General features: G+C 62.1%; 18 protein-coding genes and 1 tRNA gene. 10 read left to right on the top strand and 9 right to left on the bottom strand.

Annotated elements, in window-relative coordinates:
- The first annotated feature begins 47 nt into the window (after positions 1-47).
- Both hisC and AC0V6T_RS12455 read left to right on the top strand, forming a co-directional pair.
- Positions 48-1,151: a histidinol-phosphate transaminase gene (gene hisC / locus AC0V6T_RS12450; RefSeq protein ID WP_486127318.1), complete on the top strand. Its 1,104-nt coding sequence runs from the start codon at positions 48-50 to the stop codon at positions 1,149-1,151.
- On the top strand, positions 1,148-2,056 hold the full coding sequence (locus AC0V6T_RS12455; protein ID WP_486127320.1) for a prephenate/arogenate dehydrogenase family protein: 909 nt from the start codon (positions 1,148-1,150) through the stop codon (positions 2,054-2,056). Before hisC ends, AC0V6T_RS12455 begins: the two co-directional genes overlap by 4 nt.
- Before the next feature lie 82 nt (positions 2,057-2,138).
- Here AC0V6T_RS12455 and AC0V6T_RS12460 read toward each other — a convergent pair whose 3' ends face one another.
- From AC0V6T_RS12460 to ftsE, 4 genes are read right to left on the bottom strand one after another with little or no spacing between them, the layout of a single operon-like run.
- Positions 2,139-2,870 carry a lysophospholipid acyltransferase family protein gene (locus AC0V6T_RS12460; RefSeq protein ID WP_486127322.1) on the bottom strand — a complete coding sequence of 244 codons (732 nt, stop codon included), beginning with the start codon at positions 2,868-2,870 and terminating at the stop codon, positions 2,139-2,141.
- A 10-nt stretch (positions 2,871-2,880) separates the two neighbouring features.
- On the bottom strand, positions 2,881-3,417 hold the full coding sequence (locus AC0V6T_RS12465) for a YdcF family protein (RefSeq protein ID WP_486127324.1): 537 nt from the start codon (positions 3,415-3,417) through the stop codon (positions 2,881-2,883).
- Between the two features lie 5 nt (positions 3,418-3,422).
- Positions 3,423-4,364 (bottom strand): cell division protein FtsX, encoded by a 942-nt coding sequence (locus AC0V6T_RS12470; protein ID WP_486127326.1) that lies wholly within the window; start codon positions 4,362-4,364, stop codon positions 3,423-3,425.
- A complete protein-coding gene (gene ftsE, locus AC0V6T_RS12475; protein ID WP_007166125.1) occupies positions 4,361-5,107 on the bottom strand; it encodes a cell division ATP-binding protein FtsE in 747 nt (248 codons plus the stop codon). The genes AC0V6T_RS12470 and ftsE overlap by 4 nt, the downstream gene beginning before the upstream one ends.
- Positions 5,108-5,283: 176 nt before the next feature.
- Between ftsE and AC0V6T_RS12480 the strand changes: the two genes are divergently transcribed.
- Positions 5,284-6,252: a zinc-ribbon domain-containing protein gene (locus AC0V6T_RS12480; protein WP_486127328.1), complete on the top strand. Its 969-nt coding sequence runs from the start codon at positions 5,284-5,286 to the stop codon at positions 6,250-6,252.
- A 13-nt stretch (positions 6,253-6,265) separates the two neighbouring features.
- Here AC0V6T_RS12480 and AC0V6T_RS12485 read toward each other — a convergent pair whose 3' ends face one another.
- Positions 6,266-6,520 (bottom strand): hypothetical protein, encoded by a 255-nt coding sequence (locus AC0V6T_RS12485; RefSeq protein ID WP_486127330.1) that lies wholly within the window; start codon positions 6,518-6,520, stop codon positions 6,266-6,268.
- Positions 6,521-6,725: 205 nt separating this feature from the next.
- Here AC0V6T_RS12485 and AC0V6T_RS12490 point away from each other — a divergent pair.
- The 5 genes from AC0V6T_RS12490 to AC0V6T_RS12510 all read left to right on the top strand — a co-directional run bounded on the left by AC0V6T_RS12490 (position 6,726) and on the right by AC0V6T_RS12510 (position 9,611).
- A tRNA-Leu gene (locus AC0V6T_RS12490) sits at positions 6,726-6,812 on the top strand.
- Positions 6,813-6,905: 93 nt separating this feature from the next.
- Positions 6,906-8,012, top strand: coding sequence for an S-(hydroxymethyl)glutathione dehydrogenase/class III alcohol dehydrogenase (locus tag AC0V6T_RS12495; protein WP_486127332.1), 1,107 nt, complete (start codon positions 6,906-6,908; stop codon positions 8,010-8,012).
- On the top strand, positions 8,012-8,368 hold the full coding sequence (locus AC0V6T_RS12500; protein ID WP_486127334.1) for a cupin domain-containing protein: 357 nt from the start codon (positions 8,012-8,014) through the stop codon (positions 8,366-8,368). The genes AC0V6T_RS12495 and AC0V6T_RS12500 overlap by 1 nt, the downstream gene beginning before the upstream one ends.
- A 2-nt stretch (positions 8,369-8,370) precedes the next feature.
- The gene (fghA, locus tag AC0V6T_RS12505; protein ID WP_486127336.1) at positions 8,371-9,213 is read left to right on the top strand and encodes an S-formylglutathione hydrolase; all 843 of its coding nucleotides are present in this window, start codon (positions 8,371-8,373) and stop codon (positions 9,211-9,213) included.
- Complete coding sequence (locus tag AC0V6T_RS12510) at positions 9,210-9,611, top strand: PaaI family thioesterase (protein WP_486127338.1); 402 nt, start codon at positions 9,210-9,212, stop codon at positions 9,609-9,611. Before fghA ends, AC0V6T_RS12510 begins: the two co-directional genes overlap by 4 nt.
- Here AC0V6T_RS12510 and AC0V6T_RS12515 read toward each other — a convergent pair.
- Together AC0V6T_RS12515 and AC0V6T_RS12520 are read right to left on the bottom strand one after the other, a co-directional pair.
- Positions 9,608-10,240 carry a TetR/AcrR family transcriptional regulator gene (locus AC0V6T_RS12515; RefSeq protein WP_486127340.1) on the bottom strand — a complete coding sequence of 211 codons (633 nt, stop codon included), beginning with the start codon at positions 10,238-10,240 and terminating at the stop codon, positions 9,608-9,610. The two genes, AC0V6T_RS12510 and AC0V6T_RS12515, sit on opposite strands and share 4 nt — an antisense overlap.
- Entirely contained in the window at positions 10,237-10,797 is a 561-nt protein-coding gene (locus AC0V6T_RS12520) for a flavin reductase family protein (protein WP_486127342.1), read from the bottom strand. The genes AC0V6T_RS12515 and AC0V6T_RS12520 overlap by 4 nt, the downstream gene beginning before the upstream one ends.
- A gap of 169 nt (positions 10,798-10,966) precedes the next feature.
- Between AC0V6T_RS12520 and nhaA the strand changes: the two genes are divergently transcribed.
- Together nhaA and AC0V6T_RS12530 are read left to right on the top strand one after the other, a co-directional pair.
- On the top strand, positions 10,967-12,163 hold the full coding sequence (gene nhaA, locus AC0V6T_RS12525; RefSeq protein WP_486127344.1) for a Na+/H+ antiporter NhaA: 1,197 nt from the start codon (positions 10,967-10,969) through the stop codon (positions 12,161-12,163).
- Between the two features lie 8 nt (positions 12,164-12,171).
- A complete protein-coding gene (locus AC0V6T_RS12530; RefSeq protein ID WP_486127346.1) occupies positions 12,172-13,047 on the top strand; it encodes an alpha/beta hydrolase in 876 nt (291 codons plus the stop codon).
- On the opposite strand, the gene AC0V6T_RS12535 is transcribed toward AC0V6T_RS12530, so the two are convergent.
- Both AC0V6T_RS12535 and fliD read right to left on the bottom strand, forming a co-directional pair.
- Entirely contained in the window at positions 13,044-13,421 is a 378-nt protein-coding gene (locus tag AC0V6T_RS12535) for a hypothetical protein (RefSeq protein WP_486127348.1), read from the bottom strand. The two genes, AC0V6T_RS12530 and AC0V6T_RS12535, sit on opposite strands and share 4 nt — an antisense overlap.
- Before the next feature lie 13 nt (positions 13,422-13,434).
- Positions 13,435-14,868, bottom strand: a complete 1,434-nt coding sequence (gene fliD, locus AC0V6T_RS12540; RefSeq protein WP_486127350.1) for a flagellar filament capping protein FliD — start codon at positions 14,866-14,868, stop codon at positions 13,435-13,437.
- Positions 14,869-14,897 lie beyond the last annotated feature (29 nt).

Below are 14,897 nucleotides of genomic sequence, written 5' to 3' on the forward strand. Positions count from 1 at the left end.
CAATTGGGCTGTTCTTGCGCGCCGCAAGCGGTTATCGCCCCGCGGCCATGACAACACGTCCCGAACCCAAACCCTATATCCTCGGCATCCACGCCTATGTCCCCGGCAAGGCGACCGCGAGCGATGGGCGCAAGCTGGTGAAGCTGTCGGCGAACGAGAACCCGCTCGGAACCAGCCCGGCGGCGCTCGAAGCGCTGGAGCAGGCGCGCGCGGAAGCGGCAAGCTATCCGGACCCTGACGCAAAGGCGCTGCGCGCGGCCATTGCGGACCTCCACAGCCTCGACGCGGAGCGGATCGTGTGCGGGACGGGTTCGGATGAGCTCTTGAACCTCACCGCACAGGGCTTTGCCGGTGTCGGCGATGAAGTGCTGTTCTCGCGCCATTCATTTGCGGTCTACGACATCGCAGCAAGGCGCTGCGGGGCTGAGCCGGTCGAGGTCGATGACCGCGACTACACTGCCGATGTCGATGCCATGCTGGCTGCGGTGACGCCAAAGACGCGGGTAGTGTTCCTCGCGAACCCCAACAACCCGACCGGCACCTGGATCGCACCCGCCGAGGTCGAGCGCCTGCACGCAGGCTTGCCTGCTGACGTGCTTCTGGTGGTCGACGAGGCCTACGCCGAATATCTCGACCCCGCGCATCAGCGTATCGGCTTCGAGCTCGCCGCGAAGCACGACAACGTGCTGGTCACGCGCACCTTCTCAAAGATCCACGGCCTTGCTGCTGAACGGATCGGCTGGGCAACCGGCGCGCCGGGCCTCATCGACGTGCTCAACCGCATTCGCGGACCGTTCAACGTGACAGTAAGCGGCCAGAAAGCTGCTCTGGCCGCGCTGGGCGACACTAAATTCGTGGAGGCGAGCCGCACGCACAACACCGCCGAACGCGCGCGCTTTGTCGAGGCGATCACCGCGCTGGGCAATCACGGCCTGAGCGCCGTCCCAAGTGAGGCGAACTTCGTGCTCGTGCGTTTTGACGGGGAGGTGAAAGCCGAGACCGCGCTCACCGCCATCGCCGAGGCAGGCTACGCTGTGCGCCACCTGCCCTCGCAAGGCTTGCCTGATGCACTGCGCATCACCATCGGCAAGTCGGAAGACATGGAGCGCGTTATCGCCACCTTGCGCGAACTCTGCGGAGAAACCGCGTGAGCATTGAGCGCGTCGCGATCATCGGGCTCGGCCTGCTCGGCGGGTCGATTGGGCTCGCGGTCAGGGAGCATGCGCCGGGCATCACAACCACTGGCTATGACCGCGACGAAGGCGTGCGGCGGGTAGCGCGCGAACGCGGCCTTGCTGCGGCCGTGTGCGACACTGCTGCCGAGGCGGTGCGCGAGGCCGACCTTGTTATCCTGTGCGTCCCAGTGGGCGCGATGGAGGCTGCCGCTGCCGAGCTTGCCGACCACCTGCCAGATAGCGCCATCATCTCGGATGTCGGCTCGTCCAAGCAGAGCGTGACCGAGGCCCTCGCGCGGGCATTACCCGGCAAGACGATCATCCCAGCGCACCCGGTCGCGGGGACCGAGGAAAGCGGACCGGAGGCAGGCTTCGCCTCGCTTTTCACCAATCGCTGGTGCATTCTCACCCCGCCCGAGGGAACCGACGAAGCGGCGCTCGCTGCGCTCTCCGATTTTTGGGCGAAACTTGGTGCGATGGTCGAGGTGATGGACGCAGAGCACCACGATCTGGTCCTCGCGGTCACAAGCCACATCCCCCACCTCATCGCCTTCACAATCGTCGGCACAGCGAGCGATCTCGAAGACGTCACTCGGTCCGAAGTCATCAAGTATTCGGCTGGCGGCTTTCGCGACTTCACCCGCATCGCGGCCTCCGACCCAGTGATGTGGCGCGATGTGTTCCTCAACAACAAGAGCGCGGTGCTCGAAATGCTGGGGCGCTTCACCGAAGACCTCACCGCCCTCCAGCGCGCGATCCGTTCAGGCGATGGCGATGCGCTGCACGATCTCTTCAGCCGCACCCGCGCGATCCGCCGCGAAGTCATCAAGGAAGGCCAGGACGATGGCCGCCCCGACTTCGGGCGCGAGGATCATGGGTGAGGTCCCAGGTAGAGCTTAAGCTCGGCCCGAGGGGCCGCAAGGGCGACCGCCCGCCCGCAGCGGGCGCAGCCTTGCTGCGCGTCTAGCGAGGACGAACCCGCGGATGCGGGTTGGCAGTGAGGGATATGCTCTCGCCCGAATTGAGCACATTGATCGCGCGGTGCACGCGGCGCTCCATTTCGGCGCGCGGCAAGCCTGCCGGAATGGTCTCGCCCACGCGGTAGGTGATCGTGCCCGGTTGCTTGATGATGCGATGATAGAGCGGCCCGCTGTTCACGGCGACTGGCACCACCGGCAGGCCGAGAAGCTTGTAGATGCCTGCAAAGCCCGACTGAAGCGGCGGCTCCTTCCCGTGCGGGACTCTGGTGCCTTCAGGGAAAATGATGAGCGGGCGCCCTTCACTCACGCGCTCCTTGGCAAAGGCGATCATTTGCCGCAGCGCCTGCGCACCCCGGTCGCGCGCCACGGGCACGAGGCCATAGACCTTGGCCGAGTATCCCCAGCCTGGGATCAGGAACAATTCGCGCTTGGCAAATACCGTAGGAAAGCGAAACAGGCGCGGCATGTCGATCGCCTCGAAAAAACTCTCGTGCTTCACCGCGATCAGGACAGGCTCATCGGGAATTTCACCTTCCTGCACGATCGTGATGCCGAGCAGGTTTTCAACGCACCACTTGTGCCAGTTGCCCCAGAGCGCCACCACTCTCTTGAGAGCCTCCAGCCCGAACAACAGCGCGAACAGCGAAAACACCACGAGGATCGCGCTGAAACCGTAAAAGACCGGGTAGAATACAAGGCTGCGAAGAAACGCCACTCAGGATGCCTCAATAACCGAAAAGGCCTGCAATAAAGCTGGCGATCAGCTTGTGATATTCAAGGAAGAGGCTGGCAAGGCTCGGCTGCGATGGCACAGCGTCGCGAACAACCGTGACCGATGAAGGCAGCTCGCGGTCAAGCTCTCCGGCGGCGCGGCGCATATGCCAGTCGGTCGTAACGAGGCGGAGCGAAGTGATGTCGTTTGCGGCAACCCATTCGGCGGTCTCGGTCGCGTTCGAGCGGGTGTCGACTGCCTCAGAGCCAAGCGTGATGCAGCAGTCCATCCGCGCATCATCGACTTCGAACTGGGCGGCGAATTCGTCGCGCGTCACTTCCGGATCGACGCCGGTGACCAGCATCCGCTTGGCCTGACCTTGCTCAAGAACCTGCAACCCTTGCGCGATGCGGCCCGGCCCGCCGGTCGGAACGATCACGGCATCGGTTGAAAGCTCATCGGCGGGCTGCGGCAAGGCGGCAGCGAACCAGAAAAAGCCCAGAGCCCAGACGAGCACGCTCGCGGCAAGGAGATAACGAATAGCAACCATTGTGTTTACAGCATCGACTTTAGCGCAAGTCCGATCGTTATCCGACCCGTGATGAGCGCAAGCAGAACGCCCGCGACAGGAACCGCGCCGATAACTGCCCAATCGACCACGTCAAGGCCGCCTCCGCCTACCATTCCACTGTCGAGTGCAGCGAACTGCTGGCCGAGCAGCCAGACCGCTGCGAGACCGATCACCAGTCCCACAAAGGCGCCGAAAGCCGCATCGCGCACGACCGAGCGCTGGAACACCCGAGTCACCTGCCTGTCGGTCCCGCCGAGAAGGTGGATGATCTCCACCGTGTCGCGGTGGTTGGCAAAGGCACTGCGCGCGGCGAGCCAGACCGCCGCAGCTGTTGCAAAGCTAACCAGCGCGATGAGCGCGAGCGCGAGATATTGGAGAGCGGCGAGAGCATCGTAGACCGGGCGCAGCCATTCCGATTGGGCATCGATGCGGGCTGAACCTCCAAGTGGCTCCAGTGCCTCGTCGAGCGCGGTCTGCAACTGGGCGATTTCCTGCGCGTTCGCTTCGCGCGTCAGTTCGACGTCAATTAGCGCCGGAATCGGCACGTCTTCGGAGACCACGCTCTCCCCCAGCCACGGCGCGAGCAATTGCTCCAGTTCGGCCTCGGGAACCACCCTTACCGAAGTGACAAGCCGCGAATTGCCTAGCGCCTCGGCTGCGGCCTCTGCCTGCGCATTGCGGGCGTTCTGGTCGGCCTCGACAATTTGTACGGTCACAGCATCGGAAAGGTCGGCGCGCGCGTTTTCAGCAAGGTTTCGCAGCGAAAGCCCACCCGCAGCCGCGATCACGACAAGCGCGATAAGGATCGCGATCACCCACGGTATCGGCCCGCCAAAACGCGTCTGCGGCAGCAGTTTCGCGGTGACCGAGCCCTTCATCGGCGCGACCTTCTCGATCCGTTCTTCGGGGACGGGAGGCGTCCTCACGCCGCACCCTTGCGCGGGGCAGGCCGCGACTTGGGTTGCGGCGGATAGCGTAACGCGCCCGTCGGGTCGGAAAGTCGCCCCTTGTGCAGCCGCATTATGAGCGATTCCGGCACTTTCTTGAGCAAGTGCACATCGTGGGTCGCGACAATGACGGTCGTGCCGACGCGGTTGTTCAACGCCTCGAACAGGCGCAGCAGCTTCAGGGCCATGTCAGGATCGACGTTACCGGTCGGCTCGTCCGCAATCAGCATTTGCGGGCGAGCAATCACCGCCCGCGCAATCGCGACCCGCTGCTGCTCACCGCCGGACATAGTCGCGGGGCCCGCCTGAGCTCGGTGAGAGAGCCCGACCCATTCGAGCATGTCGGACACCGCTTTGACCACTTTAGCCTCATCCGTTCCGGCCAGCCTCAACGGCAACGCGACATTGTCGAAGGCCGACAAATGCGGAACTAGGCGGAAGTTCTGGAACACCACTCCCAGACGCCTGCGAAAATCAGGAAGCTTCTGGCGAGGGAGAGTGATCATGTCCTTGCCGAACATGCGAATACTGCCGCGCGAAGGGCGCTGAGCGAGGTAGAGCAGCTTCAAAAGGCTGGTCTTGCCGGCACCGCTAGCACCGGTGAGAAAGTAGAAGCTGCCGGGAAACAGCGTGAACGACAGGTCGCTCAACACCTCAGGGTCGGTGCCATAGCGAAGGCCCACATTGTCGAATTTCACGATTTCTGGTGGCCGCTCGTTCATCACCGGCGCGTTTACCAAGCTGCCAGCACGCAGGGAAGCCCGCGAGGCACGCTACTCCCACAATATGTCGCAGCATTGTTGCGTCTGATTGCAATTTTCGCTCTGCAGTGTGGAAAAAGACAGCAATTCGCCCATGGTAAACGCGCCCGCCCTTGCAGCGCTCGCCAAGCTGATTCATGCCATTTGTCGAAATGATCATTTCGTGCCCAGAGTGCTCGACACGATATGTCGTCCCGGAAAGCGCGATTGGCGCTGAGGGCAGGACCGTGCGCTGTGCAAAATGCAAGCACAGCTGGTTCCAGGAGCCAGTGCCGCTCGATCTCGAAAAAGAAGCAGCCGCCGCTCCTGTCGCCGAGCCCGAGCCGACACCACCACCACCACCGGCGCCGCCTCCTGCCCCTGAGCCTGAACCGGTAGCCGAAGCCGAAGAGAGCCCGGAGCCCACGTCCGAGCCCGACGAGGCGGCAAGCCCATCGATCAGCCATTGGCGCACATCCGATCGACCTGAATCGGCTGACGTGAAAGAAGCGCAGCCTGTGCCTCCAGAGCCTGAGCCTGAACCAGAGGTCGAAAGCAGCTTCGAGTCCGAAACCGATCCCCTGGCGGGCGAATTCAGCGATGTGGATGGCGACGCAGACGTCGAAGCCGCTTTTGACGATGACTATGGTTACGAGGAAGGGGGCTCGCAGTTCGACTACAGCCCGCCCTTCTCGCGCCGCCGCAACTCGCTCAAGATGTGGACGATCGCCGCAGGGGTCTTTGCGCTACTGGCAAGCGGCACCGCCGTCGCAGTCAATTATTACGGCCTTCCCGACTGGCTTCCGATCAGCAAACCGACCTTCGGCATCGGCAAGGAAGAATTGGTCCTCGACTTCCCGCAAGCACGGCAGCGCAAGGAAACGCTCGAAAGCGGGGAAGAGATTTTCCGGGTGAGCGGCAGCATCTCGAACGTCTCGCAGGAAAGCCAGAGCGTGCCGAGCGTGCTGGTCGTCTTCCGCGATGCGCGTGAGAAGAACGTCTATTCCTGGGTGGTCGTGCCCTCGAAGCGCGAACTTGCGCCGGGCGAAAGTCTCAACGTGACCGAGGCAGTGACCGACATTCCCCCAGCGGCGCAGGCTGCGGAAATCGGATGGTCGCCCAGCTAAGGGCGCCGGTCATTCAGCTGAATTCGATCCAATAAGTTCCCGCGTCGTCGCGACTACGCTGGAGCGTGTGGTTTTGCGCGTTGCCCGTGACCTTGATACCCGATTTTTCGTCGAATGTGATTTCAACCGAACGGATGATCCGGGCGCTGGCGCTTGCCTGAACGCTCACGCCTCCTACTGATGCACCCGATGCTTGCTCGGCTGGCGCAACAGCGACCGAAGGGGCGGCGCTCTGGGCGATCATCAGGAAGGCAGCGGTGAAGCTCATACCCAATGGTTACCGACCGATTTACCATTTCTGCAAGCGAGCTGTTAACGCGGTCCCGCAGCGGGACAGCGGCTCGCCAAGGGTTACCAAACGCACCAAGTCATGCGGCAATGCATCAAAGCTCTTGCGCACCCTCAAACCTGTTGCTAGGGGCGCGCTCCTACCAAGGGCGGCAGCGAATTTGCGCAGCCCTGACACCCCGAGTGCGGTCGTGGCGGAACTGGTAGACGCGCAACGTTGAGGTCGTTGTGGGCTAACGCCCGTGGAAGTTCGAGTCTTCTCGACCGCACCATTTTTCAAGTCAGACATGCAGCACGGTCAAACCCGCTCTTGCGGGCACTTGCCGCTGTGCTAGGCCGCTCTCTCACTTGATGGAGAGAGCCCGATGAAAACCCGCGCAGCCGTAGCTTTCGAAGCGAAAAAGCCGCTCGAAATTGTCGAGCTGGACCTTGAGGGGCCAAAGGCTGGCGAGGTTCTGGTCGAGATCATGGCAACCGGCATCTGCCACACCGACGCATATACGCTGGACGGGCTCGACAGCGAGGGGATCTTCCCCAGCGTGCTTGGCCATGAAGGCGCAGGGATCGTTCGCGAAGTGGGCGCAGGCGTAACCAGCGTTGCACCCGACGATCACGTTATCCCGCTTTACACGCCCGAATGTCGCCAGTGCAAAATGTGCCTTTCGGGCAAGACCAATCTGTGCAGCGCAATCCGCGCGACGCAGGGACAGGGGCTGATGCCCGATGGTACGAGCCGGATGAGCTATCGGGGCGAGACGATCTACCACTACATGGGCTGTTCGACTTTCTCGAACTTCATCGTCCTTCCCGAGATCGCGGTCGCCAAGATCCGCACCGACGCTCCCTTCGAAACCTCTTGCTATGTCGGCTGCGGAGTAACCACGGGCGTTGGCGCGGTGGTCAACACGGCCAAGGTCGAACCGGGCGACAATGTCGTCGTGTTCGGGCTTGGCGGGATCGGGCTCAATGTCATTCAGGGTGCAAAGATGGCGGGCGCCGACCGGATCGTCGGCGTCGATATCAATCCTGCAAAGCGCGAATGGGGCGAGAAGTTCGGCATGACCGACTTCGTGAACCCCAAGGAGACCTCGGACGTTGTCGCGCACTTGGTCGAGCTGCTTGATGGGGGTGCGGACTATTCGTTCGATTGCACCGGCAACACCGACGTGATGCGCGACGCGCTCGAATGCTGTCACAAGGGCTGGGGCACCTCGATCATCATTGGGGTGGCCGAGGCAGGCAAGGAGATCGCAACGCGGCCCTTCCAGCTTGTCACCGGGCGCAATTGGCGCGGGACCGCCTTTGGCGGTGCCAAGGGACGCACCGACGTTCCCAAGATCGTCGACTGGTACATGAACGGCAAGATCGCCATCGACCCGATGATTACGCACACTTTGAGCCTCGAAGAGATCAACAAGGGCTTTGACCTCATGCATTCAGGCGAGAGCATTCGCAGCGTGGTAGTCTATTGATGGCCGAGAAGGTCCGTCTTGCCGAGAAGTTCGCTTTGTTCGACGAGCACTGGGCCCCGCGCCTCGCGGCTCGCTACAACGGCAACGAGGTGCGGCTCGCCAAAGTCGAAGGCGAATTTCACTGGCACAAGCACGATGACACGGACGAGCTGTTCCTCGTGATCGAGGGCGAGCTCGATATGGAGTTCCGTGACCGCACCGAGCACATGACAACCGGCGACCTCATCGTCGTCCCACGCGGTACCGAGCATCGTCCCTGCGCGCGCTCAGGAGAGGTGAAGCTGCTGGTGATGGATGCCGACGGCACGCCCAACACGGGTGACGAGACCACTGCCTTCAAACCGGTCGAGGTCTGAGAGTGGCGCTTGAAACCGTTTCCGAAGTCCGCAGCCATGGCGGCACGCAGGGCGTCTATCGGCATGCGAGCGAGGCAACTTCGACCGACATGACCTTTGCGGTCTTCTTGCCCGACCATGAAGAGGGCGCACGGCTTCCCGTTCTGACATATCTGTCCGGCCTCACCTGCACGCATGCCAACGTCATGGAGAAGGGCGAATATCGAGAAGCCTGCGCAAAGCACGGCATCATCTTCGTCGCGCCCGACACCAGTCCACGCGGCGATAATGTTCCCGATGCCGCAGACGAATACGATTTTGGCAAGGGCGCTGGCTTCTATGTCGATGCGACACAAGAACCGTGGGCCAAACACTACCGGATGCGCACCTATATCGAGGAGGAGCTGCCCGCCCTCGTCGCGCAGCATTTCCCGATCGACACGGGTCGCCAGTCGATCACCGGTCATTCGATGGGAGGCCACGGCGCGCTCACAATCGGCCTGCGCAATGCGGGACGATTCCGCTCGATCAGCGCGTTCTCGCCGATCGTTGCGCCGTCGCAAGTGACGTGGGGAGAGAAGGCGCTCGGGCGGTATCTGGGAGCAGGCCGCGAAAGCTGGCGTGCCCACGACGCGGTCGCCTTGATCGAGGGCGGCGCAAGGCATGATCACATCCTCATCGACCAAGGGACGGCAGACAATTTCCTCGAGGAACAGCTCCAGACCCATCGGTTTGTCGATGCATGCAAGGCGAACGGCGTCCCTGCTGATATCCGGATGCAGGAGGGCTACGACCACTCCTATTTCTTCATCTCGACCTTCATGGCCGAACACATCGACTGGCATGCAAAGCATCTGAAGTCATGAGCGATCCTCGCTTTCATCCACCCGCCGGTGGCCTCGTCCCGCATATGGGGATCACGCTGGCCGACGAAGGCGAGGGGTGGCTGGAAGCGAAAATGGTGATCGAACAGCATCACCTGCGCTCAGGAGCCAATTCCCTTCACGCAGCCAGCATGATCGCGCTTGCCGACAGCGTATGCGGCTTTGCGGCGGGGCAGGTTTTGCCCGAAGGCGCGAAGGGCTACACCACCATCGAGCTCAAATCGAATTTCCTCGGCACCGCAAGCGAGGGAACGCTTATCGGCAGGGCCGACCCCGACCATCTTGGACGCACGACGCAGGTGTGGAGCTCAACCGTCATGCATCAGGAAACCGGGCGCAAACTGGCGCTGTTCCGCTGCACTCAAATGATCTTGTATTAAGTCGCTGCGTGACCATTGGTGAGCAGGCGTCTCACCAGCCGGCGCAGTTCATGCGGGTAGAATTCCCCGATCCGGTCAAACTCTTCGTTCCCGTAAAACCGGGCAAGAACCGCATCCGAGCCGGCGTAGAACTGGATCGCCGAAATAAGCAGGTAAACCCGCGCGATCTTGTCGGCCATCGGCAGGTCAGCCTGCCCCTCGACCGTTTCGAGCAGGGCGATAAGTTCGCCAAGCCAGTTCTTGAAGAACCAGTCGCCCTCGGGCGCTTCGCTGCGCTGGTCCTCCAGCAATTCGCGCATTAGCAGCTTGGTATCGAGCGGGTTTGCTACCGCGCGCTCATAGACGGCTAGAATAACGTCCTCGAAGCGTTGCGCGGGCGACACCCCGGCGTTCTGACTCGCCCGCGTCACCTCGAACAGGCGGTCGGCGATGCGCTTGAGAACCTCGCGATAGAGATCATCCTTGCGCTTGAAGTGGTAAAGCAGAGCTTGCTTGGTCAGCCCGATCTCGCCGGCGATCTGGGCGATGCTGGCTCCGTAAAATCCGCGTTCGGCAAATTGAGCGTGGGCCGCGTCTAGCAGCTGTTCTCGCGTATCATCTTGCGATTCGGCGGAAATCTCATCACTCATTCGTTGCCGATACTAAAAAAGCGCCCTTTGAAAAAGCCAAGCGGCGAAACGCCTGCCTCTTCCTCGCCTTCTGTCGCAGGGAGCGGGCTCATCGCGGTGACTTCGCCGAGAAGCATGGTGTGGTCGCCGGCAGTATGGCTCGAATATTGGCGGCACTCGAAATGGCCGACCGAACCGATGATCGAGGGCAGCCCGGTTGAGCTTGTCGCGAAGTCGTCGGCGACCAGTCGACTGTCGCCGCGAGCGGCATATCGCAGTGCCAGTTCGGCCTGGTCTTCGGCAAGGATGCTGATCGTGAAGCGTTCAGCCTTGGCAAACAGGTCGAACTGGCTCGATGAATTGTGCAGGCTCCAGCACAGTAGCATCGGCTCGAGCGAGACCGAGACGAGCGAATTGATCGTCATCGCCGCTACGCCGCCGCTTTCCGTCTCGACCGCGACCACGCACACGCCGGTCGCAAACTGGCCCATCAGCTTTCGAAACTCGGACGTGCTCGGCAAAGACGCCTCGCCCGTGTCCTGAGCATGAGGATCGCGATGAGCGGAAGGATCGCGCAAGAAGAACTCCGAAGAAAGTGGGTGGGATCGCCTAAGGATGGGGTGGACCCTGCGCGGGTTCAACCAAGCGGGGGCAATTGTCAATGAGACCCCGCCACGCAGGAACGCCTGACCGCGTCCTGCGTTGGCACTTAAGGGATTACTGCAAGCCAGCACGGGAAGACGGTTCATGATCAGCAAAGTGAGCGCAGCGCTCAAAGATTTCCTCAAGCAGGAAAGCGCCGGGGGGATCGTCCTGATAGCAACGGCCGCGCTGGCGCTGCTGATCGCAAACAGCCCGCTTGCACCATTTTATTTCGGCACGCTTGAAACCAAGCTCAACGTGTCCTTCGGCGACTTTGCCATCAATAAGGGCCTGATCCTGTGGATCAATGACGGGCTGATGGCGATCTTCTTCTTCCTGATCGGTCTCGAAGTTAAGCGCGAGATCATTAATGGGCAGCTTTCCTCATGGGACAAAGCTTCCCTGCCGCTCGCCGCGGCCATCGGCGGTATGGGGATTCCGGCGGCCATCTATGTCGCCTTCAACTGGAACTCGCCCGAAAGCATAGGCGGTTGGGCCATTCCGGCGGCGACCGACATCGCCTTTGCGCTCGGTATCCTGTCGTTGCTCGGCCCGCGTGTGCCGGTCGCGATGAAGGCGCTGCTTCTCGCAATCGCCGTGATCGATGATATCGGCGCGATTACGGTCATCGCGCTGTTCTACACCGGCGAGATCAAGACCGACATGCTGATCGGAGGCGGCATTGTGCTGGCCCTGCTTTTCGCGCTGGGCCGCGCGCGCATCGCATCGGTCATTCCCTATGTCCTTCTCACCGTCGTCATGTGGGTGTTCATCCTCAAGTCCGGCGTCCACGCGACGCTTGCCGGGGTGACGGCCGCAATGATGGTGCCGATGGTGGCGCGCGATGGCTCGAACCTGCTCGAACACATGGAGCATGCGCTGCACAAATGGGTCGCGTTCGTCATCATCCCGATCTTCGGGTTCGCCAATGCAGGCGTCACCCTGATCGGACTGTCACCTGCCGACCTGTTGCAGCCGCTGCCGCTTGGCATTGCGCTAGGCCTTTTAGTCGGCAAGCAGATCGGGATTGTCGGTTTTGCCTGGGTCGCGGTGAAGGCTGGCTTTGCCAAGCTTCCCGAAGGCGTGGGCTGGCGCAAAATCCACGGGCTTTCGCTGCTTGCGGCAATTGGCTTCACGATGAGCCTGTTCATCGGCAATCTCGCATTCGAGGACCAGGCACAGGTTGACGCGGTCAAGCTCGGCGTGCTCTCCGGATCGCTGATCGCAGCGTTCGCGGGCTATTTCATGCTCAAGGCCGCGCTGCCTGATGAGCCTGCCCCCGAAGACGAAGAGATCGAATAGCCCTCGCAATGCCTGACAATGCCAAGCCGGTCACCCGCAGCGTCCGGGTCAATGATATCGCGCTGTCCTATTACGAGTGGCGCGCAGCGCCCGGCAATCAGGAGCCCCCGCTGCTGATCGCGCACGCGACAGGCTTTCACGGCCGCTGCTACAGCGCGATTGCAGAGCGATTTCCCGACCGCCGCGTGATCGCGCTCGACCTTCGCGGTCACGGTCGAAGCGAAGGCGGGCCGGTGAGCCATTGGGAAACGTTCGTGGACGATGTGACCGCGTTCCTCGACCAGCTTCGCATCCGCCGCGCTGTGGGTGTGGGTCATTCAATGGGCGCGCATGTGCTGTTGCAGGCCGCAGCAGACCGCACCGAGGCGTTTAGCCGCCTCGTCCTGTTCGATCCAGTGATCCTTCCGATGGAGTACTATTCGCAAGGGTCGGCAGGCAGCCTTGGCGATGCGCCCCACCCTGCGATCCGCCGCAAGCGCGACTTTGCATCGCCCGAGGCGATGATGGAGCGGTTTCGCACGCGCGAACCCTACAGCCTTTTCGCGCCCCGCGTTTTCGAAGACTATTGCCGCCATGGCCTGATTGAACGGACCGGAGGCGATTTCGTGCTCGCCTGCACGCCCGAAATGGAAGCGAGCGTCTACGGATCGAGCCGCAGCAATGCCGGTATTTTCGATGCGGCAAGGGCGGTCGAAATTCCGGTCACAGTTGTTCGGGCCAAGCAGACGGGGCTCGCGGATTTCAAGGGATCGCCGAGCTGGCCGGGTCTCGCCGGAACAATCCCGAATGGCACCGACCTCTATCGCCCTGACATGACCCACTTCCACCCCTTCGAAGACCCCGAAGACGCAGCGACGATCATCGCCGAGGCTGAAAACGCCTAGGCGGACTTTGCAGCCTCAAGCAGGTCGGCGAAATCGGTTCTCACCTGTGTCAGCTCTTCAACCGAAGGTCGCACGCGGTTGCGCGTGAGGGTCGTGACCAGCCCGCCATAAAATTGCACCAATGCACTGCGCATCGGGTTATCGGGCGCGACACTGCGCGCGAGCCAGATCGCAATACCGTGGGCCCGGGCCAAAGGCTCGTTCGGGATTTCATCGGGAGCCCGTTCGAGCGCAAACAGCGCCTGCCCCAGCGCCGCCACAACCTCCTCAAGGCAGATAAGCGTCAAGTCGCCGCCAGAAGACGCCTCGATCCGGGCGTCGAGGTCGATCCGGCGGTAGGCCTTCGCAGGGTTTGTCGCGAATTTATGCATCATTACTCTGGCCGCCTTAGTTCGATCCGTTCCAGGCTTCGATCTGCTGCTCGAGGAAGCTCAGCGTTGATTGCGAGGCGGAGATTCGGCGTTCCGCTGCCACCAGATCGCGAGTCAGCCGCTCGCGCAGGTTCTCTTGCTGCTCGGCAATGCGGTCCAGCTTGTCGGAATTGCGCTCCACCTGCGCCTCGTATCGCGAGACCGATCCTGCAAGCGAACCCGGATCGCTGCGTGTCGTGTTGTCGCGCGCAAGTCGGTCGATGGTCGCGAAGAGGCCGAACGGACCGGTCGTGAACATCGCGGCTGCGGCCTCGGGATTGTTGCTGAGCGTTTCATTGAGCCGCTCGGTATCCAGCTCGAACCGGCCTTCTCGGGTCGTCTTGAGGCCAAGGTCGGCGAGCGTCGAGGGTTCACCCGGTGCAGCTCCCGGCATGACGACTTCGTTGGTGAGGCGCGCCAGGTCGCGTTTCAACTCGCGTGCGCCGGGATCGTTGCCAAGCGTCCCGCCAAGCGGCGTTGCTTCTTCGGCAAGCAGACCCGCCAGATCGTTCAGCGCCACCAGAAAATCGTTCATCACATCGGTGATCGCGCTGGTATCGTTGCTGAAGGTAATTGTGGTCGGCGCGCCGACATTGGTCGCCTTGAGGTCGAAACTCAGACCTTCGGGAAGGTCTGTGACTGTGTTGCTCGGGCTCGAATATTCAACAGTATCGAGTGTGTAGAGCGCATCACGCGCGCTCTGGCGCAACTGGCCTGCGTCGGTTGCTGGATCCCAGCTGAGGTAGGTGAGATCGCCCGGCGTCGCGGTCGGAAGAAGGGCAGCGCTGGTGGCCTCGACAACGAAGCCATTGCTGGCGCCATCCTCACCCTTGATCACCAGTTGCGCGCCGCCATTACCCTCGGCCACGTAAGCCTGCAGCGCTCCTCCGCTTGCCGAGGAAATCTTGGTTGCGAGCGTCTGGACCGTGTCGCTCGCATCTACCGCAATTTCGAGCGCCGCTTGCCCACCATCCTCGGAGAATGTCGCACCGTTCACCTCGCCAAAGCGGATGCGAAGCGTCCCTTCACCGACAAGATCATCACCCGATGTATAGGCCTGCGAAATGAGCAGCTGGCTGTCCGCCAGTTGGCTCACCTCAAGCGAATAGCTGCCGCGCGGCACCACCCCAGAGGTTGTTGACACGTCAACAATCGCAGGGTCCGAAACGTTCGCGCGCGGCGCAAGCTCGCCGTTTCGAACCCGGTCGCCAAGCGCGCTCGACAGCTGGGTCAGCGCGTTGCGCAGGAGCGAGGCGGAGGAAATGCGCGCCTCCAACCCCTGATTGCGCGTCTCGAGATTGCTGCGCTGAAAGGCGTATGTGGCCTCGGAAAGCTGGTCGGCGAGCTGGACAAAATCCACCCCGCTGCCAGCGCCGAATGCGGAAATGATCGATGAGCCGGGATTGTCCATGGATCGAAGAACGGTCGCATGGGACTGGA

The organism is Erythrobacter sp. S158 (genome assembly GCF_057364915.1).